The organism is Microbulbifer sp. CnH-101-G, assembly GCF_052466775.1.
The window spans coordinates 1,012,096-1,035,599 of the sequence record NZ_CP174292.1; the positions used below are offsets into that span (position 1 = coordinate 1,012,096).

Consider the following 23,504-nt stretch of genomic DNA (forward strand, 5'->3'; position numbering starts at 1 on the left):
CAGTAAGTTGTTGAAAACACTGAAAAGCGGTGCTAAAGTTCGCGCTCTTCGCAGCACTGGGTTCCCCCGCTGCAGAGTTCTAGACCCGTAGCTCAGTTGGTTAGAGCGCTGCCTTGACATGGCAGAGGTCAGCGGTTCAAATCCGCTCGGGTCTACCATCTTCAAAGGGTGGTTACTCCATCCGAATCAATAGTTCCATGAATGGTTTCATGGATAGTTTCATGCGGTCTTTGGTAGGGATCGCCACTGAGAGAAAGGACAAACAATGCTCGTTGTTACTCTCCCCGATGGTTCTCGTCGAGAATTTTCCGCTCCGGTTTCCGTGCACGATGTGGCCGCAGATATCGGTCCTGGCTTGGCCAAGGCTGCACTTGCTGGCGTAGTTGACGGCAAAGAGGTTGATACCAGCTATGTCATCGATCGCGATGTCAATCTGGCCATCATCACCGACCGCCAACCCGAAGGGCTGGAAGTCATTCGCCACTCTGCCGCACACTTGCTGGCGCAAGCGGTTAAGCAGCTGTACCCGACGGCCCAGGTCACTATTGGCCCGGTTATCGATGATGGCTTCTATTACGACTTTGCCTACGAGCGCCAATTTACGCCGGAAGACCTGGAAAAGATCGAAGAGCGTATGGAAGTGCTGGCCAAGGAAGATATTACGGTCAGCCGCCGGCTAATGCCTCGTAAAGAAGCGGTGCAATACTTCCTCGATATGGGCGAAGAGTACAAAGCCGAGATTATCGACAGTATCCCCAGCGATGAAGATATTTCTCTGTACCGCCAGGGCGATTTCGAAGATCTATGTCGCGGCCCCCACGTGCCCTCCACTGGCAGATTGAAGGCCTTCAAGCTGACTAAGGTGGCTGGTGCCTACTGGCGCGGTGACTCCAGCAACGAGATGTTGACCCGTGTTTACGGTACTGCCTGGGCCAACAAGAAAGAATTAAAAGCTTACCTGCGTCGTATTGAAGAGGCAGAGAAGCGTGACCACCGCAAGCTGGCCAAGAAATACGATCTCTTCCATATTCAGGAAGAGGCGCCCGGCATGGTGTTCTGGCACCCGAATGGCTGGACGATATACAGCACTGTCGAGCAGTACATGCGTCGCCGCCAGCGCGAGTTTGGTTACAAAGAAATCAAAACCCCACAGCTGGTGGATTTCAGCCTGTGGCGGAAGTCCGGTCATGCGGACAAGTTTGCCGATGATATGTTTACGCTCACCAGTGAAGAGCGTCAGTTTGCCATCAAGCCGATGAATTGCCCCTGTCATGTGCAGGTGTTTAATCAAGGTTTGCGCAGTTATCGCGACCTGCCGCTGCGTTTGGCGGAGTTTGGTTCCTGTCACCGCAGTGAACCCTCCGGTTCCCTGCATGGTCTGATGCGTGTGCGCGGCTTCGTGCAGGATGATGGTCATATCTTCTGTAGCGAAGATCAGATCCAGTCAGAGGTTTCTGACTTTATGGATCTGCTGCACTCCGTGTACAAAGACTTCGGCTTTAATGATGTTATTTACCGCCTCTCCACTCGCCCGGAGAAGCGTGTGGGTTCCGATGAAAGCTGGGACAAGGCAGAAAAAGCGCTGGCGGATGCGCTGGATGCCGCAGGTCTGCCCTGGGGGGAGCTGCCAGGTGAAGGTGCCTTCTACGGACCCAAGATCGAATTCTCCCTGAAAGACTGCCTCGGCCGTGTATGGCAGTGCGGTACTATTCAGGTAGATTTCTCTATGCCGGGCCGCCTGGATGCGCAATATGTTGCCGAAGATGGCTCGCGTCAGTCACCGGTCATGTTGCACCGCGCAGCCCTGGGGTCCTTCGAACGCTTTATCGGAATCCTGATCGAGCACTATGAAGGCGCGTTCCCCACCTGGCTGGCGCCACAGCAGGTGGCAATCATGAATATCACCGATCGTCAGGCTGATTATTGCCGCGATCTTGAGGCTCGCCTCGGCGCCCTTGAATACCGCGCCAGTGCTGACTTGAGAAACGAGAAGATCGGCTTTAAAATCCGCGAGCACACGCTTCAGCGTGTCCCTTATCTGCTGGTCATTGGCGATAAGGAAGTAGAGAGCCAGACGGTTGCCGTGCGCACCCGCAGCGGTGAGGACCTGGGAAGCATGACTTATGAGTCTTTCCTAGAGATTCTCGAACAGGACGTCAGTCGCCGCGGCCGTTTGTCCGAAGATAATGCATAACAACTTGGCAACTGGGAGACCATAGCTATTAAACGAGACACTAAGGGACGGTCCAAAAAGGCCCGCATAAACGATCAGATTGAAGCGTCAGAAATCCGCCTGATAGGCGCTGATGGCGAACAGGTAGGCATTGTCTCCCTGGATGAAGCGCTGGAAGCTGCACAGAAAGCCAGCTTGGATCTCGTTGAAATTGCCTCGGACTCCACGCCGATAGTCTGTAAGATCATGGACTACGGCAAGCACGTATTCGAGGCCAAGAAAGCCAAGAATGCGGCCAAGAAGAAGCAGAAGCAGCAGCAGATCAAGGAAATGAAATTCCGCCCAGGCACCGATATCGGTGACTACCAGATCAAGCTGCGCAACCTCATCCGCTTCCTTGAAGCGGGTGACAAAGCCAAAGTATCCCTGCGCTTCCGTGGTCGTGAAATGGCTCACCAGGAGCTTGGCATGGAGATGATGCAGCGCATCGAAAAAGACCTGGAAGAGCTGGCTGTTGTAGAGCAAAGACCAAAGATGGAAGGTCGCCAGATGTTGATGGTTCTCGCTCCTAGCAAAAAGAAAAAGTGAGGTTTGGGGAAGCGATTCCCGGGACCTCCTTTGAGAAGTGATTGGGCGACGGCTGCCTCCTCACTCTCACAGTGTCGATAACCCCTGGTTGTCGGCAGTTACTAAAGGTGCCTGTTTTACAGGCGAATATTCACTTTGGAGTACAAAATGCCGAAAGCAAAGACTCATAGTGGCGCTGCCAAGCGCTTCAAGAAGACGGCTGCGGGCTACAAGCACAAGCACGCTAACAAGAGCCACATCCTCACCAAGATGACCACCAAGCGTAAGCGTCAGCTGCGTGGCACCCAGACTATGAACAAGTCTGATGCCGGTCTGGTCGATCGTATGCTGCGCGCCAAGTAATTGGCCCAAATCGCAAAGGTTTAAGAGGATAGAGTTATGGCCCGTGTAAAACGTGGTGTAGAGGCGCGTCGTCGTCACAAGAAGATTCTGAAGCAGGCTAAAGGTTACTACGGTGCGCGTTCTCGCGTATTCCGCGTTGCCAAGCAGGCAGTTATTAAAGCTGGTCAGTACGCATACCGTGACCGTCGCGTTAAAAAGCGTAACTTCCGCGCTCTGTGGATTACCCGTATTAACGCCCAGTCCCGTGCCGAAGGCCTGAGCTACAGCCGCCTGATTGCAGGTCTGAAGAAAGCGGACATCGCACTGGATCGCCGTGTACTGGCTGATCTGGCTGTTTACGATAAAGCCGCTTTTGCTGCCGTAGTTGAAAAAGCTAAGGCAGCCCTGGCAGCGTAAGCTGTCATTTCAGTTGTAAAACTGAATACTTAAAATAGGGAAGGGCTGTAGCGGCCCTTCCCTATTTTTTTATGGGGTTTCCGCTATTTTTACCGGTGGCGGTGCCAGGGGAGCCCCCGCGGTGCAAGCGCACCGGCCGAAACAAGCACAAAAACTAGGGCCAATAGGCCCCAATCGAAGTTGGATTCAAACGGGAACAGTTCGATGCAAGATTTGCAGTCCCTCACCGAGCAGGCAATGGAGCTGGTGGAGAAGGCCGACGGCCTCGCCGCACTGGATCAGGTGCGTGTTGATTACCTGGGCAAAAAGGGCCAGCTGACGGCACTGCTGAAAGGCCTGGGCAAGCTGTCCGCTGAGGAGCGCCCGGCTGCGGGTGCCAAGATCAACGAAGCCAAGCAGCAGGTGCAGGAAAAAATTAACGCGCGCCGCACTATGCTGGAGCAGGCAGCCATCAATGCCAAGCTGGCTGAAGAGACCATAGATGTCACTCTGCCGGGGCGCGGTGAAGAGCAGGGCAATGCTCACCCCATCACCCGCACCTTAAAGCGTGTAGAAGATTTCTTTGCAGGCATCGGATTTACAGTTGAGAACGGCCCGGAAGTCGAACAGGACTACTACAACTTCGAAGCCCTGAATATTCCCGCGCACCACCCAGCGCGCGCGATGCACGACACTTTCTACGTGGACCCCACCACGGTACTGAGAACACACACTTCTTCCGTGCAGATCCGCACCATGGAGAAGAAGTCTCCGCCGCTGCGCATTATCTGCCCGGGCCGCGTATACCGTTGCGACTCCGATGTGACCCACTCGCCCATGTTCCACCAGGTAGAAGGCCTGGTAATCGGTGAGAACATCAGCTTTGCGCACCTGAAAGGCACTATCGACCAATTCCTGCGAGCCTTCTTCGAAGCGGAAGTGCCGGTGCGTTTCCGTCCGTCTTACTTTCCATTCACTGAGCCTTCCGCGGAAGCCGATATCCAGTGCACTGCCTGTGGCGGTGAAGGTTGCCGCGTATGTTCCGGCACCGGCTGGCTGGAAATTCTCGGCTGCGGCATGGTGCACCCGAACGTGTTTGCCGCCTGCGATATCGACAGCGAAAAATACTCCGGCTTTGCCTTCGGTATTGGTATCGAGCGCCTCGCCATGCTGCGTTACGGCGTTAACGATCTGCGCTTGTTCTTCGATAACGATCTGCGCTTTTTGAAACAGTTCTAGCCCAGTGAGAGCGTGAATAGCCGCGGCTGTTCGCAGTAGCAATCGAATTGTGGAGGCCCGGGTGGCGAAATAAATACCCAGGGCGAAATGCGCACAGAGGTGCGCTGACGGAATACAGAAAGAGATCAACTATGAAAATCAGCAACTCCTGGTTGCGGGAATGGGTAAACCCGAAACTCACCACACAGGAACTGGCCGATCAAATCACCATGGCCGGCCTGGAAGTGGATGGCATAGAGAAAGTAGCGGGTGATTTTTCCGGGGTGGTTGTCGGTGAGATTGTCGCCTGTGAACAGCACCCGGATGCCGACAAATTGCGTGTCTGTAAAGTGGCCGGCCACCCCGACGGTGAAATGCAAGTAGTGTGTGGTGCCCCCAACGCGCGCGTTGGAATCAAAATTCCTTTTGCGCTGGTAGGCGCCAAGCTGCCGGGCGATTTTAAAATCAAAAAAGCCAAGCTGCGCGGTGTCGAAAGCTTCGGCATGCTCTGTGCACAAACCGAACTGGAGCTGGGCGAAGACAACGACGGTATCTGGGAGCTGCCAGAAGACGCACCCACCGGTGCCGGTCTGCGCGAATACCTGCAGCTGGACGATGAGACTATCGAAGTAGACCTCACCCCAAACCGTTCCGACTGCCTCGGTGTTGCCGGTATTGCCCGCGAAGTGGGTGTACTGAACCGCTGTGCCGTGCAGGGCCCGGAAGTTGCCCCGGTACCCCAGCAAATCGATGAGAGTCTGCCCGTATCCCTGCTGGCCGAAGCTGCCTGCCCGCGCTACGTAGGTCGTGTCATTCGCAATATCGATATCAAGGCCGTAACACCTCTGTGGATGCAGGAGCGTCTGCGTCGCAGCGGCCTGCGCAGTATTGATCCGGTAGTAGACGTAACTAACTACGTCCTGCTGGAGCTGGGCCAGCCCATGCACGCCTTCGACTTGGAGAAACTCTCCGGCGGTATCAAAGTGCGCATGGCTGAAGCCGGTGAAGAGCTAACCTTGCTGGACGGCCAGGAAGTGAAACTGCAGGAAGGTACCCTGGTAATTGCCGACGAAGAAAAGCCTCTGGCCATGGCCGGCATCATGGGCGGCCTGGATTCTTCCGTTACCGAAGATACCCAGCATATCTTCCTGGAGAGTGCCTTTTTCAGCCCGCTGGCGATTGCCGGTAAGGCCCGTTCCTATGGTTTGCACACCGACTCCTCTCACCGTTTTGAGCGCGGCGTGGACTACCACCTGCAAGAGAAAGCGGTTGAGCGCGCTACTCAGCTGTTGCTGGATATCGTTGGCGGTGAGCCCGGCCCGGTACATCTGCGCGAGCTGACCGAAACCATGCCCGCCGAGCGTCATATCACTCTGCGTCGAGCGCGGGTAGAGCAGGGCCTGGGTATCCAGCTGGCGGATGACGAGATCGTCGATATTCTTACCCGCCTGGGCCTGGAAAAGATCGATCAAAATGCCGAAGGCTGGACCTTCCTCGCCCCCAGCTTCCGTTTCGATATCGCCATCGAAGCCGACCTGCTGGAAGAGCTGGCCCGTGTTTACGGCTATAACCGTATCCCCAGCGAGAGCTTTACCGCCGAACTGGAAATTGCCCCACGCCCGGAAAGTGCCATTGCCCAGGACAGCCTGGAGCAGACCCTGCTGAGCCGCGGTTACTACGAAGCGATCACTTTCAGCTTTATCGATAGCGACAGCGCTGCCCTGTTTGACCCGGAAGCCGACCCGGTGGCCCTGCAGAACCCAATCAGCGCCGAGCTGGCGGTGATGCGTACCACCTTGCTGCCGGGCCTGTACAAAGCCTTGCAGTACAACCTCAATCGCCAGCAAAACCGCGTACGCCTGTTCGAAACTGGTCTGCGCTTCGTACCCGGTGCGGAGCTGCACCAGGAACAGATGATCGCTGGTCTCGCCTACGGTAACCGCTTTGCGGAAAATTGGACTGGCAGCAAAGACAGCGTGGATTTCTTCGATGTGAAAGCTGACGTGGAAGCCCTGCTGGCCCGCACCGGTGTCGCCGATGAATTCCGCTTTGTTGCCGGCCAACACTCCGCACTGCACCCTGGCCAAACCGCCAAGATTATGCGCGGCGACCGCGAAGTAGGGGTTATCGGTGCCCTGCACCCGCAGCTGCAGAAAAAGCTGGATCTGGCCAAGCCGGCGTTCGTATTCGAGCTCAGCCTGGAAGCGATCGGCCAAGGTAAAGCCCCCGCGTTCCGCCCGCTGTCCAAGTTCCCGGAAGTGCGCCGCGACATGGCCCTGTTGATTGATGCGGACGTTCCCGCCGCCAGCCTGGTGGAGACCGCCACCGAGGCCGCCGGTGAAACCTTGACGGACCTCAAGATATTTGATGTCTACCAGGGCAAAGGTATTGATTTAAATAGAAAAAGTGTCGCTTTGGGCTTGACGTTTCAGCATTCGTCGCGCACCCTTAATGACGAAGAAATCAATGCCGCCTTGGAGGCGGTGGTCGGTAAATTAGAACAAAAATATAACGCTAGCCTGCGCTAACAGAGCACGATGCTCTCGGTGTGCAGGCTGAATTGCACCCCGAGAGCGTCTGCTTCCGGGTTGAAAGCCGCCGCGGTTTGGGCCGCTTCCGATCTGGAGTCGACGCCTCTGAATCAATTGGTAGGATCCAATGACAGAGGCACTGACCAAGGCCGGGCTCGCCGAAAAGTTGTACGAGGAGCTGGGCTTTAATAAGCGCGAAGCGAAAGAGATCGTCGAGTATTTCTTCGAGGAAATCCGCAATGCGCTGGAGAACAACGAGCAGGTCAAGCTCTCGGGCTTTGGCAATTTCGACTTGCGCGACAAAAGCCAGCGTCCCGGTCGCAACCCAAAGACCGGCGAGGAAATCCCCATCTCAGCCCGCAGGGTAGTCACCTTCAAACCAGGGCAAAAACTCAAGACACGAGTAGAGGAACATGCTGGAACCGAGCAATAATGCTCAGCTACCTGCAATCCCCGGTAAGCGCTATTTCACCATTGGTGAAGTGAGCGAGCTGTGTGCCGTGAAGCCCCATGTACTGCGCTACTGGGAGCAGGAATTCCCACAGCTGAAACCCGTTAAACGCCGCGGCAACCGCCGCTACTACCAGCACCAGGACGTTATTATGGTGCGCCAGATTCGTGCGCTACTCTATGAAGAGGGCTATACCATTGGAGGAGCCCGCCAGCAGATAGAGACCGGCAGCGAAAGGGCAGAAGTGGTACAGCTGCAGCAGGTACTGCCGGAAGTGATTGCGGAACTCAAAGATGTGGTGGCTCTGCTGGACGGGAGAAAGAATTTCTAAAAAAGTACCGATACGGGCTTGCAATCCAGCCCTAGTCCGGTATGATTCACGCCACATCGAGATACGATGTCTTTAAAAATCAAGCACTTAGCGAAGTGAGCGATTTTTCAAAATCGGAGCGTAGCGCAGCCTGGTAGCGCACCACACTGGGGGTGTGGTGGTCGTCGGTTCAAATCCGGCCGCTCCGACCATACATATCGTTGCCTAGCAACGGCAAAAAAACCCGCTTTTTAGCGGGTTTTTTTGTGTCCAAAATAAAGTCAATTAAGAGGGAATCTTACTAACTTATATCTATTCGGGGGCTCTCTAGCCGTAGTATTGCTGAAATCTTTAATGGTCTAGGAGTTCGGGCCCCGCCAGAGGTACACAATATCGCATTGCAGATTTTGAGTGCACTAGGTAAAACTTCTGGGAGCAATCGGGATAGGGGTGTATGCGCTAGATTGCGTTGTTATGTCTTTGGGTATGTTGCACAGGTTATTGCTCTTCACAGTGAGCGGTATAGCTTCCCACTTTGCTAGCTTTGTTATCCTCCTGAGCAGGGTTTTTCGGTTGCGCGATATCTAATTTCTTTCGACGTAGGGTGATAGGTCTTTCGCTATTAAATTGCTCCGAAAAAATAATATCGGTATGGGTATCGTCGATATTATTAACATTGCGTCTCTACGCGGAGGCGGCAAAACAAAAGCCACCATCTCTGCGCATAAATAGTTTGCGGTCTAAAGCTCGTTGCAGTTGTTGAGGTCAAGCGCTTATTGCCGGCGGATAGCAAGTTGAGATTAAAAAGAGCTGAGGCACCTCTCCTTGCTAAATTCGCTTTACTGAAACTTCCTTTTAATCGGTGCAATATGGTTTCTTGTGTAACAATTAAAAATAAAAGATGTTGATTCAGTGTTACTGTGTTTGGGTGTTTTTTGCCTGTTGCTGCGTAAAATTATAATTGATGGTATTTTTCGAGGCGATATGTAGGTGTCGAGTTAAAGTGGCGGCATGAGGTTTTTGTTGCTTACTGTGCAGAGTTCTATCTGAAAATTTTGTTTTGGTATTAGGTTCAGTTTTATGAAATCTATAGTTATTAAATTCTGAATTGACGCAATGATTTCGGGGGGCTATATTTTTTATTTTTGTCGAAGATTGAAGATTGAAGATTGAAGATTGAAGATTGAAGATTGAAGATTGAAGATTGAAGATTGAAGATTGAAGATTGAGGGTTGAGGGTTGAGGGTTGGGGTGTGAGGGAGTTTATGGGTTTCTTGAGTGTAGAGATTAATCATATAAGAGAATTTTTTATTAGTGTATTTCTGTATTTAACTGTGTAGTTACGGTAATTTTTAAGTTGTTAGTTTTGTTTGAGAGTGTGACTGGTCGGAGGATAGGCTGTTTGATTAAAGTTTTATCGTTAAGGAAAGCTGTAAGTACAATACACCGATTAAGCGTTCCTTAGTGACCCGAAGTGAGAGCGATTAACGGGATATCTCGAAGGCGCGACATAGGCGTGCGGGCCTATATTACTTACTACAGCTCACGCGGTGAATTTAACCGTTTTCGAATTTGAGAAATGTGCTTAAAGAGACCTCCTAGTTGGGCTTGACGGCAATAGTAGAAATGGTAGGCAGGAAGTGGAAAAGAGTTGAACCGCCATGGTACGTGACACCTATGTCTAGTAGCGTGGGGGGTAACCTGCTTTTAATGTGAAAAATTTGCTCGAAACCAGGTTCTAATAAACTCATTGAATTGTGCTTTGTATGGGGCTTTGAATAGTATTTAAATATGTGTATAAAATACAGGCCCAGCGTTAAGCAACTATAGGAAAGTATTTATGCCAGATGAAAATAGAAAAAAAGTATCCGATGCAACAAAAGATAGTTCAAGCTGGTTTGGTGGCTTGGTGTATGTGACAAATAACTTCCTTGATAGTCTAGGAATACCTTTAACTAGTCAAAGCGCCGATTACGTTATTCAAAATGCGAACGCTGCAAACGAAAAAAGAATATTCTCAAGTACCGCGCATAGAAGAGAGGCTTGGCATTGGCTCAGTGAGTATCGCCCGCCTGAATCTATAGATTTGCGAAAATCTTTATTCTCTATAGACCCAAATTGGTATCTGAGAGGCTTTGTATTAAATAGTGCTGCATCTTTTTGGAATTGTATAGATCCAGGTAGTGAAGGCAGTGAGTTTTCTAGCGTGGGTTTTGATCCAGGTATTGATGCTTACAATCTTTTTAAGAGAGCGCAGGGTAAAACAAGTATACTCAAGATTTGATCTATATAATCTTGTATATGCACTTGGCCTAACAAGCGGCTACACGCAGGCGTCCAAACCTACGCGGTTTTTGTGGTTAAGCTGCGTTACACTTTATCACAAAAATCGCTCCGGCTTGGCCGCTGGTAAGCCAAATAAATCCAGGGCACCCATAATCTGAAAGAATAGCTTTGAAATCGTGTATTTCATCTTTTCTGTATTAATTCTAGAACACCCAAAGATTAGAGAAGGGGTGGCATTTACGTAACAAGTATCAGCTCTGGAGGTTCTCCATCTTTGATTTGACGGGATAAATGATCCTGAACACTCAAAGATTAGAAAGTGGGGTCAGTTTCGCGACAGGCAGCCCACTACGGACCCGCAGATGAGTCCACGGAGTAGAAGTGCTAAGAAATAAGCAAAATTGGTACGTCACCATTCGGTAGATGGCACATCAACTTCAATGCAGGGGGTGATTCGGCACAGATAGGTTGGGCTTTTGAATAATTGAGAGATGGGTGTGGAGTGCTGCCAGTCGCGTAACTGCTTTAGTGATAGTCGAGAGGATTTTCGGCTATTGAACTGGGAGGGGGGCTAAGGAAGAGTTGGCGGTCTCGCAGTCCATGTACCCAGCGCTTATTCTGCTTGGTACAAACTTGTCGTCCCAATTCCGCCGAGCCCACCAAGCACTTAAAGCGGCTTTCAAAGTTGCGGTTTAGATAGAGCCAGTGTTTTGTTGATATCCCCAACTGTTAAAGAATTGGGGGGATATTTTCATCAATAGCGCCCCATTTCTGTGGGTTAAGTTGTCGGCCACTCCAATCTACCAGTTCGAGATAGTGATCCAGCTGAAAAGGCGGCCCCTTGGGCATTGCTTTGCGTTCACCGCCGAGTATCGGCAATAGATTGTTGGGCTGCTTACCAGTAGTCGCTGCGTGAAATCGTTGTCGGATTGGGGTGAAATTCGACTCCTCCGAAGTTTTGGCTATTTTGGCCCGGACAGGGTTGAGATCCACATAGGCCATGCAGGCTGCCAGCGCCTGCTCATCCAACAAAGCCTGAGACTTGAAACGCCCCTCCCAAAAGCGACCGCGGCACTTGTTTTCTGCATTGCCTTGGCGAGCAATAGACTCGTTAAGGCAGCGCAAAAACCAGCTGATATCCTGCAAGCACGCTTGCCAAAGAGCGACAAGCTCATTGAGCTTGTCCATTTCGCCAGAATCAAGAGTGTCCCCCTGAAGGTAGCGTTGAGCTAGCACGGAAGTTCTAAAAAATTCTTGCCAGCGAGTAATGATCTTGCTATCGGACCGAGTTTTGGCGGCTTTTGGTCGATATAGAGCACAAGATGGTAATGGCTAATATCACAGCATAGGCTGTAATATCGAGCGCAAAGATGCCGACTAGCTTTTGCATTCTGTCCTCAATCCATTTCCATTGATGTTATTGATCTTTTCCAGATTCAGCACCCCTGTCACAAAGAAATGTTCACCGAATAGAGGATGGAATGCAGTGATAATTAACACATAGGTAAGCTACTGCCTCTGACGGTGAGATTTGACAGGGCTCTGCCGTTCCGGCGTGCAGAATGAAAAATATGGCCTCCATGAACCGGCAAGATCTATAAAGGAGGCCATATGCGAGATTGGTAGTGCCAAGCTCACGTGAAACATTATTGCAGGTACCACGTGGTATTTGTGCCTAAATATCGAAAGAAAGCATTATTTGGAACATTGAGGCGGGAGATCGGAACGATATTTCGAGACTTATGCCGTCAAAAGGGTATTGAGTTGATTGAGGGGTACGCAATGAGGGATCAAATTCATATGTTGTTAATGATTCCTCCGAAGTTCAGTGCTTCCAATACGGTTGGGTTTTTGAAAGGGAAATCTGCGATCCAGATATTTCGAAAGTACAAACATGCACAGAGAAATTTTTCAGGAAGACACTTTGGGGCCCGGGGATACTCCGTTAGTACAGTGTGGCTTGATGAGCAGATGATTCAAGAGTATATCAAGAATGAAGAGGTTGAAGAGCGTCGTCAAGAGCAGATGCAGCTGGCGGGGTGTAGCTAGCCCCTTTGGGGGCTTTCACCATACCATCCGCTATGCGGGTGGTTGCTGATTTTCTCATGCTTCGAGGTAGGTGCCTTACCAAAGGGCTTCTCTCCCTTGTTATCTAGCAGATTATCCCAAAGTTAGATGGTCGCTGCCGATCATCCCGCGAGCGGGCAACCTCAAATTTAAATTTAGGGGGAAATATCGACGTTGACTATTCGTTGAATAGCCCTATCTCAGCTGACAATGTGAACCTTGCCACCTAAATAGGTGTCCGAGTTTGGCTGCTCACTGAAAAAAGTATTGCCAATTCTAAATCTGCACTGAAATATCTCATAAAATCAACTCTAATATGTACAAATGTACTACCCATATTATTAATCTAAATATTTTTGATTTACTCCATGAGAATATCACTACATAATTCGCCCACTCATTTTTAGGTAATAATAGATAGGTATATTGGAAATGAATAGTACGAGGCCTCTCCTTTTAATTTTTTTAATGTTTGCGATGCCTGTGAAAGCCGCGAATTTCGATACAAGGATGGTTGCTTATAGGGACTGTCATCCTGAGCTGGAAACCCTCAGCTTTATGGATAAGCCACAACAGTGCGCAATGGCATCAAGAAGTATTCTTTTTAAGGTTGAAGGTAGAGATATAGCCGTTGTTGACTCAGAATCATTAAAATTCTCGAAACTTGAGATTAATGGTGAAGATGTTAGATACAATAGGAAAGGAGAAGAAAAATTCAAACTAGGAAGCTTCCCTAAAATAGACGAAGATGGTAACTATGCATTTGTTGATATTATTCTAGAAGATGGACCTTTTGGTTTTATTAGCTCATCAAAGATTGATGGATCTGTTGACATCTTAACCAGTAAAGGCACAAACAAAGAAGTCAAAAATAACATTGATTTAAAGAAAGCATTCACTTGGAAGGTGGGTTCATTAGAGGTTTCAAACCAGTCCTTCAACAAATCAGAGAGTGCTGATTCTTTTGAAAGTGCCCTTAAAGAGGGTTTAAAGAGCGCTTTTTTGGGTGATACTGGGGATAACCTGGCCATTTATGTAACCGGTAATTTAGACTCTCTTGTAGAGCTAAAAGCCTATGAAAATGGTAGTGAGCTAAATTCTGGCTGGTCAACTACTTCCCAAAATGAAAAAGCTCAAAGATTTGACAAACCCAATGGTTCAGTTATAGATATAGAGCTTACTTATTGGGATGGATTAGAGCGAGTAACAGTGCCAATTACTTTATAGGTTTCAAACGAGGGTATTTAAAACTCTGTGTGGCCTTATTTTCTGTAAGTGGCAAGTCAGGGGCTGAATTTATAGAGCTTCGGTCCTGCTTGCCTTGATATGCCACTCTTATTTATCCCTCAGAACCATCATCGCGGTATTATGCCCTGGTACACTAGTGACACCACCTCCCGGGTGACTACCAAAACCGTAGAGGATCGGTGTACGCTAATCAGCAAAGTCCACAAACGGGCGGTTGCTTCATAGTTGATCTAAGTCTAGGGCGCCATGGAAGATATCACCCCCTACCAAGATAAATTCGCGCTCTAAATTCAGAGGTGAGTGAATTTCTTGGCGGTGATGAAATCATGAAAATCGGGTGCATAGTTGGTCACGGTATCGATAATGGTTGCACCACCTGCTAGCAGTTGCCATTCTGGTTTTTTTACTCAGCAATTCCTGGAGCTTAGTACTGGCATATTTCTATAAATGTTGCGCTTACATAACATTCATATGTTAATTTTTTTTGAGTGGGATCAAAGTCCAGTCCTTCAAGTTTTAATCGATGTTATTAGTTGGTTTCCTGGTGTGATACTTTTTGGCGGAGAGGTATCTCTTAAGAGTGTGAGTGCAAGCTTCGAAGATATTAAATGCTAAATATATATCCTGCTTTTAAAGTAGGTTGTTTTGCTCCTAAAGAAATTGGTTGGTTATATTCAATTTGGCAATAAATAGTACTCTTGTTTGAAGTGCAGGTGAATTTCTTTATGGGGTTTGATTAATATTTAATTTTGCGTAATACTGCATAAGTAGTTTCCAAAAATGTGTTTAGAGATTTAGCGCAGCTAGGTGCTTTTAAGGTTTCGATAAGGTGGCTTTGTTTTGCCGGTTGCTCGGTTTACTTATGCCGAGTTTTGTGAGTGCGTTCTCACGGTGCTGTCGTGCTGCTGAATTGAAATGTCATGGAGGTAATTTCTAGATTTATTGGTATGCTCTAATGTGTAATTTTTGGTTGAAATTTTATCAAAAAAGGATTTTTTTAAATGAAATCTATTGTCCTTTCGGCAGCTTTTTTTCTTGCATCTACATCGCTAGGTGTATTAGCTGAGTCACAGGTTGAGCTTGAGAGTGAGGCCGGTGACTACATAGGCCAGGGGCTGAACTACCTATACGATGACGATAATGCAAAGATTTCTTACAAGAGAAACTATGATAATGGAATCACAGTTTCTATTTCGAATCTTGCAGATGAATCATATTTAAATTGGACGTTGAATTTGGCTGCTCCCGGTGATGAGGAGATTCAAGTTGGAAATTATTTGTTAGCCGAACGCTTTCCTTTTCAGGGTGCCGATAAACCAGGACTTTCATTTACAGGGCAGGGACGCGGTTGCAACACTGTCTCTGGGGAGTTTGAAGTTTACCAAGTTTCTTATGACGATGATGGAAATTTGACTTCACTTCATGTTGGCTTTGAGCAGCATTGTGAGGGGGGTGACTCATCGCTGAAGGGTATTGTTTCTTATAATATTCCAGAAGAAAAGGATTCAATTGGGGTTAATGTAAGTGGGATGACACCAAGCAAGCTTATTTGTGAAAATAAAACTTCTGGCCAGAAAATTACCGCAACTGTTAATGGGTTGGTTCATGACTGTAAACAGTATGGACTGCAAGTGAATCCGGGTGATGAAATCTTGATCAAAGTTCGTGGTACATCTAATTAGTTTTAATTGGGAAGAGCGCCTTTGGCGCTCTTCCCAGCACTTAGCTCGACTCAAAGCTATAATTTAAAAGCCTCTATTTTCTATGCTAAGCCTCAAGAAGAATCAATACCTTAGCTATAGAAGCTTTGGTTTTTGCCTGACACATCTATTTTTTATTTTAAATTAAAAATGACTCGTTCTTCGTGAGACATTTATAACAATATTTCTACTTGTCCCTTAGGATCTCCATCGCAGCATTATACCCAGATACTCCAGTAACGCCGCCTACCAAACCGCAGAGATATAGACCCTTGATCGGTGTGCGGTAACCTGCATAGCCAATAAAGGGGCGGTAACTCCACAATTGGTCAACCCCCCAGGGCGCCATGGAAGATATCGCCTCCCATCAAGCCAAATTTGCGCTCTAAATCCAGCGGTGAGTGGATTTGTTGGGCAATGATGGCATCACGGAAATTGAGTGCATAGTTGGTGACGGTATCATTAATGGTTTGTGCCGCCTAGCCACGGTTGTCATCCCAGCGCTTACCCTCCGGGAGTTCTGGAACAACTTACTGGCAGAAAAGGCTGGTGACATGATGGCCCTTGGGGGCCAAGGAGGCATCGATTGTGAAGGGGATCAGTATCCCTAAAAGGGTTGTTTTGACCATACGTATTGGGTCGTATCCACGTAGGCCTGATCTGGCTAATTCATGGTGGGATCAATGACGATTCCGGGTCCTATTCTGAAACCGCGCACCGAACGTGGGAACTTCGGCTCTAGGTGCTGTTCGCCAATTATCTGGCTAAAGAGTAATTTGGGGCCGATATTGGCGATTACTTTAGCGGCAGTAACGGTTTCCTCGCTGCCCAGCGGTACACTTCTAGCTCGCTCACCATCTATCAACAACACCTTGACTTAAGCTTTTTTGCGAATGGTGACTCCGAGATACTCCACCATGTTTACACATGGCCTGGGTGATAGTACCCAAACCAACCATTGCATGGCCTTAAGCGCTTTTTTCGCCATTTACCTCTCCAAATGTAATAAAACATAATCAGAGTTGCATCTCGAAGTTGGACTCCGGCAATTGGAAGGCACTGGCAACCCTTAACCCTTAACCCTTAACCCTTAACCCTTAACCCATACACCCTGGGTTTATTCAGATACAGTTGTCGGCTACTCCAGTCTTCCGGCTTTGAATAGCGGTTCAGCTGAAAAGGCAAGCCTTTGGGCATATCCCTGCGTTAATCGCACGCCAGCTGGGCTGCTCAGTTTGGATTGTAGCGTGAATACATTGCTGTATTGAGATGTAATTGGAACTGGGATATCGAGATCAAAGATCTTGGCTTTTCCTTGTATCCTGTCTTCAACCCGCTGGCGCTGGTGTTCACAGCTCTTCCTGGATACGGCATCCCTACCGCAGAGGAATATCCTCCGTACACAGCGGGAGACATAGTGATAATAAGGTATCGAATTCTAAGTTGGGTTTTGCAGTTCATTTAATAGCCGTATATGATCGCGCCCATTTCTGTAAAGAATTGCAAAGTGGCGAAAAGGCCCTGATTTATGCAGCTCAAGTACTATCGCACTAAGTATGCAAGCTTGGTGAGTGAAAAGGATTGTGATATGGGATCGCGAACAACGGTATTTAATTTAAAGCTTGTACTGGCAGGTCTCACTGCGGTCTTACTAGGTTGCTCAGGAGGGGGGGGAGGAAGTGACTCTTCACCTGAACCCGAGCCTACACCTGCCCCTACCCCAGCCGTCACATATTCGCTTTCTGGGACCGCCGTTAAGGGGCCACTAAGTTTTGCCACTTATAAGATTCATGAAGTTTCTTTTGAGGCGGAGGACTTAAAGGGGGAGGTTGTCGCGAGAGGCGAAACCACAGAGTTAGGTGAATTCACTGAGGAAGGCTTAGACCTTCCGGACAATGGTTACTACCTAATTGAATTTTTGGCTGATGATGCCACGATAGACCTAACGACAGGAATGGCCCCAATCCTTCCTAGCTTATCAACAATTGTTGAAGCTGAGGCGCTCGAGAAATCTAAAGATATCTTTGCAACACCGCTAACAACCATCGTTGTTGATCTGATCCGGCAGAGAAATGTAGTCGATAAACCTGGGTTGAGTGATGCTATAAACTCTCAATCCCTGGTTGTTAAAAGTCAGTTAGGCTTTGACCTACTAGATAAGGTAGACCTTTTTCATACGCCACCAGTGGCCTTTGGGAATGAGGCCGATCTTGATGATATTTTGAGCTACCGTACCGCTTCTGAAGCTACCGCGTCTCTTGTGTGGGCTCTTAAAAACGAGACAGATATAAGCACTTCTGCAGTACTGGAGTTGTTAGTTTTAGATCTAACAGATGGGGTGTTAGATGGCCTTGCCGAAGGTCTTGATACAAATACCACGCAGGCAATACAAGATAATTACGACTTTGTCTCCAGGCTGAACATTGGTGAGCTACTTGTGCCCAACACCTTTGATCCCGAGTCTTCAGACGCTGAAACTCCTCTCAAAGTTGGTGGTTTAGTTAAGCTCCTTATTCATGAAACACGTCAATATGACGGTTCAAGAGAGATCTCAGCCTGGGGGGATAAACCCAAATACTCCATTATCAAAGCTATCGGAGCCGATTTAGATGGGGATGGTACCCCCAATGAAGTAGACAGCGATATTGACAATGATGGCGTAGAAAACGAGAACGACGCATTCCCTTGGGATAAAACAGAGTCATCAGATCAGGATGGTGACGGAGTCGGTGATAATGCTGACTATTACGACCTTGATGCGTCGTGCTTTCGGATAAATGAAGGTGATGGGGAGACCTGTTTCGCCACACTGACCGATACACTTGCACTGGATGAAGCATTTTCTGACGCGAATGGTGTTATATATCTCGGGTTCTCTGAAAATGGGGTTTACGATTTTTACCAGTGGAGTTCAGAGACTCAAAACTTCACTGGAAAACTTGATCTAGTAGTTGAAGATCAAAGTCCCCAGGTTGTACGTTACCATGATGAGCATAACAGAGTATATCTTGCTTATAGTGACGGCTGGATCCGATATTTTTCAATTGATACACCTGAAAAACTAGTTAACCTCATTCAAATGCCTGTGGGTGCAACCGGACTGGCGGAAGCGGGTCGCTATCTATTGGTTCAAGATGGTCAGGGAGCCTGGAGTTCACATCATGTCTTGTCTAAGGATGGGAGTTTATTAGATAGTAAGGATTGGAATAGGTATTCTCATTATTATGCTTGGAACAATGTAAATAATCGGCTTTATCATTTTAGAGATGGCACGTCACCTAATGATATACATTTTGAGGAAATCTCTCAGTCGAGCGGTGCTATAGGTGCCCAAGGGGAATCTCCCTACCATGGTGATTACACTATCAGAGGTCCGATTCTGCTCGTTAATAGTGGTAACGGAGTGCTGCTTGGTAGTGGTGATTATTACAAAGCCAGTGACTTGAGTTTAATTGGCTCTCCAGTAACTAGTTTTGATTATGGGTTTTCCGATAATAGTACGGTTGTAACCTTATCAGCGTCTTTTACTAATAACAGCTCTTTAGTTGCTTACAACAACAATTTTGAAGAATTTTTTTCTGCTTCCTATATTGGACTTCCTGAGGGCTTAGTACAGTTAGATGAAGCAGCCTTGGTCATTACTTATACTGAGAATCATGGCCGAAAGTATCAGCTGGTTGAGCTATTAGATGATATAGATGGCGATGGAGTTCCGAATAGAGAGGATGCATTTCCAAACGATAGCGCTGCATCAGTTGATTCTGACCTCGATGGCGCGCCCGACTCATGGAATGATGGGTATGATCCGTCTGTGGGAGAATCTAGTTTAAGCCTCGATTTATTTCCTCTGGATTCAGCCTGCTACCTTGCAGAGCATGGCATAAATGGCGTTTGTGATATTCAAGGACAAGTCCAGGTCAAAAATGTAGATCAGATTGCTCGAAGAGGAAACGTACTATATTTGCTGGATGGCGATTCCAGTTCAGTCTGGAAGTGGGATACGGCTGCTGGTAAATATCTAAACCCTTTACATTTGGGGCACTTTGAGAGTAACGGTAAGGCGATGTCTATAAATGTCGCCAATCCATCCTCGATATTGGTTGGTTTTGAGAATGGTAAACTTATTGAGTTTAGTGAAACTTTACCTATAAAAAACCAGGAGGTGGCCTCTTTAGAGGGAGGTCTGGAAGCATTAATAAGTGCAGGTGATTTCTATGTGGCAGTTGCTGGAAGTGGTCAAGATAGCATTTATTTGAATTATCACTTGCTTGATAAAAGCTATACGGTTAGGGATAGTTACAATTGGGTAAGCAGCTCAAAGGAGCTGCTTTACGTGGAGAAAACCGGCCGGTTTTATCATTATTCTTCTTATGGAGATTTAAATAGCTTTAATATTGATAATGATAGAAAGGAGTTTTCCGGGTATCAATATTATTACTTCGGAGAGTCTTTAGGTGCATGGCTGTCGCAATCACCGAATGGTAAATTATTTGTGACTGGAGAGGGGAATGTTATCCAGGGGTACCCCGCTAACCCCCTCGTTAGCGCACTTGATTTGAGCTCTTTATCTGAGGATGTGGGTGCGGAGATACAGCTACTGGATTTCACCTGGAGCGAAAGTGTTGCTGTTGGCCTGGTTAAGGTAGATAGGGAATATCTTTTAGCAATTTTCAGTCATGATCTTAGAGAAATTCTATTTAAACAATATCTCGATATCGATACCTATATAGACCTTATTGCTGATGAAAATGGTGTAATACTAATTCATCAATCAATTGGCAATGAGCTGAATATAGTAAATTATCGGTATGAATCTGATGCCGATAACGATGGCTTGCCAATGTGGTGGGAGTTGGCCCATGGTTTGGATGACACTGACAAACTAGATGCCTTGAAGGATTCGGATACTGATGGCCTAAATAATCTTGAGGAATTCGTAGCCGGCAGTTCGCCTTTGATGGTAGATACGGATCAGGATGGGTTGTCAGACTTTGACGAGGTTATGACTTATTTTACTGATCCATCTAACAGTGATACAGATGAAGATGGTATGCCGGATGGCTGGGAAGTACTATTTGGACTGAATCCGTTAGATGCTTCCGATGCCGATAGTGATTTGGATAATGATACGTTTTCTAATCTAATCGAGTACCTTTTGGGCTCTGACCCAACTGAGGAGTTATCTTTACCCTCTCCAATCGATGAATTCTATTTTTCTTTTGAAAATCAAGAATTGCCGGGGGGCTGGGTCTCACAAGGTAGCCCACAATTTGTCACTCAATCAGCTAGTGATGGGGTTGTTAGTTTATTTACCGAAGGTAGTTGGGGTATTTCTACAACCAATTACTTTTCCCCTGTAGAGTTTTCTCTACAAGCACGATCTACCTGCTATTCCATCTATGATGCTGAATTGGTTATTGAGCTAAATGGTGAGAAATTATTAGGTGTGTCTGTCTCCCAAACATCATGGGAAAAGATATCTGTTCCCATTGCTGAGGGTTATCATAAATTAGATGTGAGGATTGAATCCTCAGCTAACGATTGTGGCATTTTGATTGATGAACTGAAGGGGGTTTCTCTTCCTACACTTTTTGAAGTGGGAGCCTCTGGAATTTCTATTTTTGAAAATAAGCTTTACTTGCTTGATGTTGATGGTCGTGAAATAAAAAGTTTCGACATCCCTAATCCGAGTGGAAGTGATTTCACATATGCACGAGATGCGGTGATTTTGGATGATGGAAGAGTAGCGATTTTCAATGGGACATTTGAGCCTTATTTAAGTGTATATTCACTAGAGTCAAATCTTTGGGAGCATTATCCAGCGCCTGGTTGGAGTATTATTCATAATTTGAGTTATGGCGGCATAGATGCTGTTGGTGAACAAGTTTTCGTTACCAACCAGTCAACTAGTGGCAGTCCTAGTCAAGGGTATGTGAAGTTTGACTTAGCAAATGGTTCTGTGAACTATGTAGATGCAGACACATTTATAGATCTGACAGTTGGCGCAGATGGCTATCTCTACGCATTAAGTGGCAGTCAGGTTTCTCAATTCAGTCCGGAGTCAGGAATTCTGCTCTCCAACATATCTATTGAAACTTCCCGGGCAATTGCGGTAGATGAGGCTGGTAATATTTTTTCAGCTACCTGGAATGGTGAGATACATCAGTTTACGGCTGGTGGGGTTTTGCAAAAAACATTATTCGTTGGCCAGAGCTTTAATGATCTAAATCTCCGTAGTAATGGGGAGTTAGTCGCTGCTACAGCATATGACGGACTATATCGTGTCACGGCAGACTTAAGTAGTTTTTCCAAGCTAGATGCGCGGGGTAAATTTGTAGATCTGACGCCAGATTGGGACTCTGACAGTGATGGACTTCCTGATTGGTGGGAGTATGGCTTTGGATTAGATCCGAAGAATGTTGCTGATGCGGGCTCCGATTTGGATGGGGATGGCTTATCTGCGTTGCTGGAGTACACCTTTGGTACTCATGCGGACAACCCTGATACTGATAATGACGGCGTTAACGATGGCGATGAACTGTTGATTTATGGTTCTAATCCTTTTGTTGCGGATACAGATGCTGATGGTTTGTCTGATGCAGCAGAGGTGGAATTAGGTACAAGTTTATTGGCGCAAGATAGTGACAACGATGGGCTTACTGATTTTACAGAGGTGAAGGAACTCGGCTCAAACCCATTACTTGAAGACTCGGATAGTGATGGTATGGGAGATATGTACGAGTTCGAGTATGGTTTGGATTTGTTGGCAGATGATAGCGCTGGTGATATTGATGCTGATGGCCTTACCAATCTGCAAGAATATGCCTTGGGGTCTTCCCCAATAGATATAGACACAGATGGTGATTTCCTTTCGGATTTTGAAGAGTCGAATACCTATGGTACATCTCCAATTATTGCTGATACTGATGGCGACCATATGAGGGATGGATGGGAAGTGCTTTATGCGCTAGACCCCATCGATGCTGACGATGCAGCAAATGATGAAGATTTTGATTCTTTTACAAATGTTGAAGAGTTCTTCTCAGACACCTCACCTATTGATAGCAATAGTTACCCCTTACCTGTGGTATGGGCGACATATCAAGGCGGAGCAACGCATACTGGTTATACACCGCTACAGCTAGATGTAGATAATTTCTCTCACCATTGGTCCGTGACATTACCTAATATGACAAAGTTACACCCGGTAGTGGTGGCTGATGGTAATGTCTTCGCATCTAATGAATCCTATTATGCAGAGCAGAGAATTGTTGCTCTGGATGCAAGCAACGGCAATTTGGTGTGGGAGCGTGCTTATGACGGTATATCTTCTATAAATCCCCCAGCTTATGACAGTGGAAAAGTCATCTTTCAAACTGGTGGTCATGGGGATTCCTTTATACGAGGGCTTGACATAGATGATGGCTCACTATTGTTTGCTACTAAATATGAAAATCAGTGGTCAACTTATATGTCTCCAACTGTATATGATGGAGGGATTTATACTGCGGGGGGGTATTACGGAGGACTTTACTCATTTGATCTGAGTGATGGGTCGGAGTCCTGGTTCGCATCTACAGCGCAGTATCAAGAATTTACCCCAGCTGTAGATGAAGAGTATGTATATGCATTTATTACTGATCTACAAGTTTTTCACCGTGATTCTGGTGAATTGGCCTATAACATTGAATATCCTAATTTTGACTGGAGAGGATACGATGTAAATTTGGCCACAGTTTTGACTAGGTATAATAATGTTGTGGCAATTCAATCGGGCTCTTTAGTTGTATTTGATCTCAATAAACGCAACATTTTGTGGGAGAAAACTTCTGCTGGATTTTCAGGACAGCCAGCTTCTAGTGCTGGAATTATTTACGCCTTGCAGTCTGGCATTTTGAAAGCTATTGATGAAGAAGATGGGAGCGAAGTGTGGGCCTGGGAGGCGCCAACGTTGTTAACTTCAAATATTGTGGTAACCCGAACGCATATTTTTGTTGGAGATTCATCGCATACTTATGCCATTAATATAGGTACTCAGGAGCTGGATTGGAGTTTTGAATCTTCCGGGCACTTAAGTCTTGGTGATGACGGAACCCTGTATATCGCTGGCTCTGAGTTGACTGCTATTTCGCTACAGTAACTGAACCTTTAATTTGATTTAGTTTACTGAGACTACTAATGGCATGGTGGGGCAACCCCCATGCCATTAGTATTT

Annotated in this window: 16 protein-coding genes and 2 tRNA genes; 16 read left to right on the forward strand and 2 right to left on the reverse strand. The window is 47.3% G+C overall.

Annotated elements, in window-relative coordinates:
* Positions 1 to 81 precede the first annotated feature (81 nt).
* The 11 genes from ACJJID_RS04655 (at position 82) to ACJJID_RS04705 (ending at position 10,272) form a co-directional block, all read left to right on the forward strand.
* Positions 82 to 158: transfer RNA gene (locus tag ACJJID_RS04655), tRNA-Val, on the forward strand.
* A gap of 107 nt (positions 159 to 265) precedes the next feature.
* Complete coding sequence (thrS, locus tag ACJJID_RS04660) at positions 266 to 2,194, forward strand: threonine--tRNA ligase (protein WP_444921691.1); 1,929 nt, start codon at positions 266 to 268, stop codon at positions 2,192 to 2,194.
* Between the two features lie 27 nt (positions 2,195 to 2,221).
* Positions 2,222 to 2,761 (forward strand): translation initiation factor IF-3, encoded by a 540-nt coding sequence (infC, locus tag ACJJID_RS04665; RefSeq protein WP_152452785.1) that lies wholly within the window; start codon positions 2,222 to 2,224, stop codon positions 2,759 to 2,761.
* A 147-nt stretch (positions 2,762 to 2,908) separates the two neighbouring features.
* The gene (gene rpmI, locus ACJJID_RS04670; protein ID WP_020413351.1) at positions 2,909 to 3,103 is read left to right on the forward strand and encodes a 50S ribosomal protein L35; all 195 of its coding nucleotides are present in this window, start codon (positions 2,909 to 2,911) and stop codon (positions 3,101 to 3,103) included.
* Between the two features lie 36 nt (positions 3,104 to 3,139).
* Positions 3,140 to 3,499 (forward strand): 50S ribosomal protein L20, encoded by a 360-nt coding sequence (gene rplT, locus ACJJID_RS04675; RefSeq protein ID WP_020413350.1) that lies wholly within the window; start codon positions 3,140 to 3,142, stop codon positions 3,497 to 3,499.
* A 204-nt stretch (positions 3,500 to 3,703) separates the two neighbouring features.
* Positions 3,704 to 4,717, forward strand: coding sequence for a phenylalanine--tRNA ligase subunit alpha (gene pheS, locus ACJJID_RS04680; RefSeq protein WP_252082361.1), 1,014 nt, complete (start codon positions 3,704 to 3,706; stop codon positions 4,715 to 4,717).
* Positions 4,718 to 4,848: 131 nt separating this feature from the next.
* Positions 4,849 to 7,224: a phenylalanine--tRNA ligase subunit beta gene (gene pheT, locus ACJJID_RS04685; protein ID WP_444921692.1), complete on the forward strand. Its 2,376-nt coding sequence runs from the start codon at positions 4,849 to 4,851 to the stop codon at positions 7,222 to 7,224.
* Positions 7,225 to 7,354: 130 nt separating this feature from the next.
* Positions 7,355 to 7,660 carry an integration host factor subunit alpha gene (gene ihfA, locus ACJJID_RS04690; protein ID WP_444907762.1) on the forward strand — a complete coding sequence of 102 codons (306 nt, stop codon included), beginning with the start codon at positions 7,355 to 7,357 and terminating at the stop codon, positions 7,658 to 7,660.
* A complete protein-coding gene (locus ACJJID_RS04695) occupies positions 7,641 to 8,009 on the forward strand; it encodes a MerR family transcriptional regulator (RefSeq protein ID WP_152452791.1) in 369 nt (122 codons plus the stop codon). The genes ihfA and ACJJID_RS04695 overlap by 20 nt, the downstream gene beginning before the upstream one ends.
* A gap of 114 nt (positions 8,010 to 8,123) precedes the next feature.
* Positions 8,124 to 8,200 (forward strand) — tRNA-Pro (locus ACJJID_RS04700).
* A gap of 1,628 nt (positions 8,201 to 9,828) precedes the next feature.
* Positions 9,829 to 10,272, forward strand: coding sequence for a hypothetical protein (locus ACJJID_RS04705; protein WP_444921693.1), 444 nt, complete (start codon positions 9,829 to 9,831; stop codon positions 10,270 to 10,272).
* Positions 10,273 to 11,003: 731 nt separating this feature from the next.
* Here ACJJID_RS04705 and ACJJID_RS04710 read toward each other — a convergent pair.
* Complete coding sequence (locus ACJJID_RS04710; protein ID WP_444921694.1) at positions 11,004 to 11,510, reverse strand: hypothetical protein; 507 nt, start codon at positions 11,508 to 11,510, stop codon at positions 11,004 to 11,006.
* Positions 11,511 to 11,912: 402 nt separating this feature from the next.
* Here ACJJID_RS04710 and tnpA point away from each other — a divergent pair, with 402 nt between their 5' ends.
* From tnpA to ACJJID_RS04730, 4 genes are all read left to right on the forward strand, one after another.
* Positions 11,913 to 12,323 (forward strand): IS200/IS605 family transposase, encoded by a 411-nt coding sequence (gene tnpA, locus ACJJID_RS04715; protein WP_444921695.1) that lies wholly within the window; start codon positions 11,913 to 11,915, stop codon positions 12,321 to 12,323.
* 576 nt (positions 12,324 to 12,899) lie between these two features.
* On the forward strand, positions 12,900 to 13,568 hold the full coding sequence (locus ACJJID_RS04720; protein WP_444921696.1) for a hypothetical protein: 669 nt from the start codon (positions 12,900 to 12,902) through the stop codon (positions 13,566 to 13,568).
* Between the two features lie 1,022 nt (positions 13,569 to 14,590).
* Complete coding sequence (locus ACJJID_RS04725; protein ID WP_444921697.1) at positions 14,591 to 15,271, forward strand: hypothetical protein; 681 nt, start codon at positions 14,591 to 14,593, stop codon at positions 15,269 to 15,271.
* Positions 15,272 to 15,696: 425 nt separating this feature from the next.
* Complete coding sequence (locus ACJJID_RS04730) at positions 15,697 to 15,900, forward strand: hypothetical protein (protein ID WP_444921698.1); 204 nt, start codon at positions 15,697 to 15,699, stop codon at positions 15,898 to 15,900.
* A gap of 53 nt (positions 15,901 to 15,953) precedes the next feature.
* On the opposite strand, the gene ACJJID_RS04735 is transcribed toward ACJJID_RS04730, so the two are convergent.
* Positions 15,954 to 16,160, reverse strand: coding sequence for a hypothetical protein (locus ACJJID_RS04735; protein WP_444921699.1), 207 nt, complete (start codon positions 16,158 to 16,160; stop codon positions 15,954 to 15,956).
* A 657-nt stretch (positions 16,161 to 16,817) separates the two neighbouring features.
* On the opposite strand from ACJJID_RS04735, the gene ACJJID_RS04740 reads away from it, so the two are divergent.
* Complete coding sequence (locus ACJJID_RS04740; protein WP_444921700.1) at positions 16,818 to 23,429, forward strand: outer membrane protein assembly factor BamB family protein; 6,612 nt, start codon at positions 16,818 to 16,820, stop codon at positions 23,427 to 23,429.
* Positions 23,430 to 23,504: the final 75 nt, after the last annotated feature.

What these genes read in the sequence shown, in the direction of transcription:
- thrS (WP_444921691.1), top strand. Translation starts at nt 266, where the DNA reads ATGCTCGTTGTTACTCTCCCCGATGGTTCTCGTCGAGAATTTTCCGCT.
- rpmI (WP_020413351.1), top strand. Translation starts at nt 2,909, where the DNA reads ATGCCGAAAGCAAAGACTCATAGTGGCGCTGCCAAGCGCTTCAAGAAG.
- rplT (WP_020413350.1), top strand. Translation starts at nt 3,140, where the DNA reads ATGGCCCGTGTAAAACGTGGTGTAGAGGCGCGTCGTCGTCACAAGAAG.
- pheS (WP_252082361.1), top strand. Translation starts at nt 3,704, where the DNA reads ATGCAAGATTTGCAGTCCCTCACCGAGCAGGCAATGGAGCTGGTGGAG.
- pheT (WP_444921692.1), top strand. Translation starts at nt 4,849, where the DNA reads ATGAAAATCAGCAACTCCTGGTTGCGGGAATGGGTAAACCCGAAACTC.
- ihfA (WP_444907762.1), top strand. Translation starts at nt 7,355, where the DNA reads ATGACAGAGGCACTGACCAAGGCCGGGCTCGCCGAAAAGTTGTACGAG.
- ACJJID_RS04695 (WP_152452791.1), top strand. Translation starts at nt 7,641, where the DNA reads ATGCTGGAACCGAGCAATAATGCTCAGCTACCTGCAATCCCCGGTAAG.
- ACJJID_RS04705 (WP_444921693.1), top strand. Translation starts at nt 9,829, where the DNA reads ATGCCAGATGAAAATAGAAAAAAAGTATCCGATGCAACAAAAGATAGT.
- ACJJID_RS04720 (WP_444921696.1), top strand. Translation starts at nt 12,900, where the DNA reads ATGGATAAGCCACAACAGTGCGCAATGGCATCAAGAAGTATTCTTTTT.
- ACJJID_RS04725 (WP_444921697.1), top strand. Translation starts at nt 14,591, where the DNA reads ATGAAATCTATTGTCCTTTCGGCAGCTTTTTTTCTTGCATCTACATCG.
- ACJJID_RS04740 (WP_444921700.1), top strand. Translation starts at nt 16,818, where the DNA reads ATGCAGCTCAAGTACTATCGCACTAAGTATGCAAGCTTGGTGAGTGAA.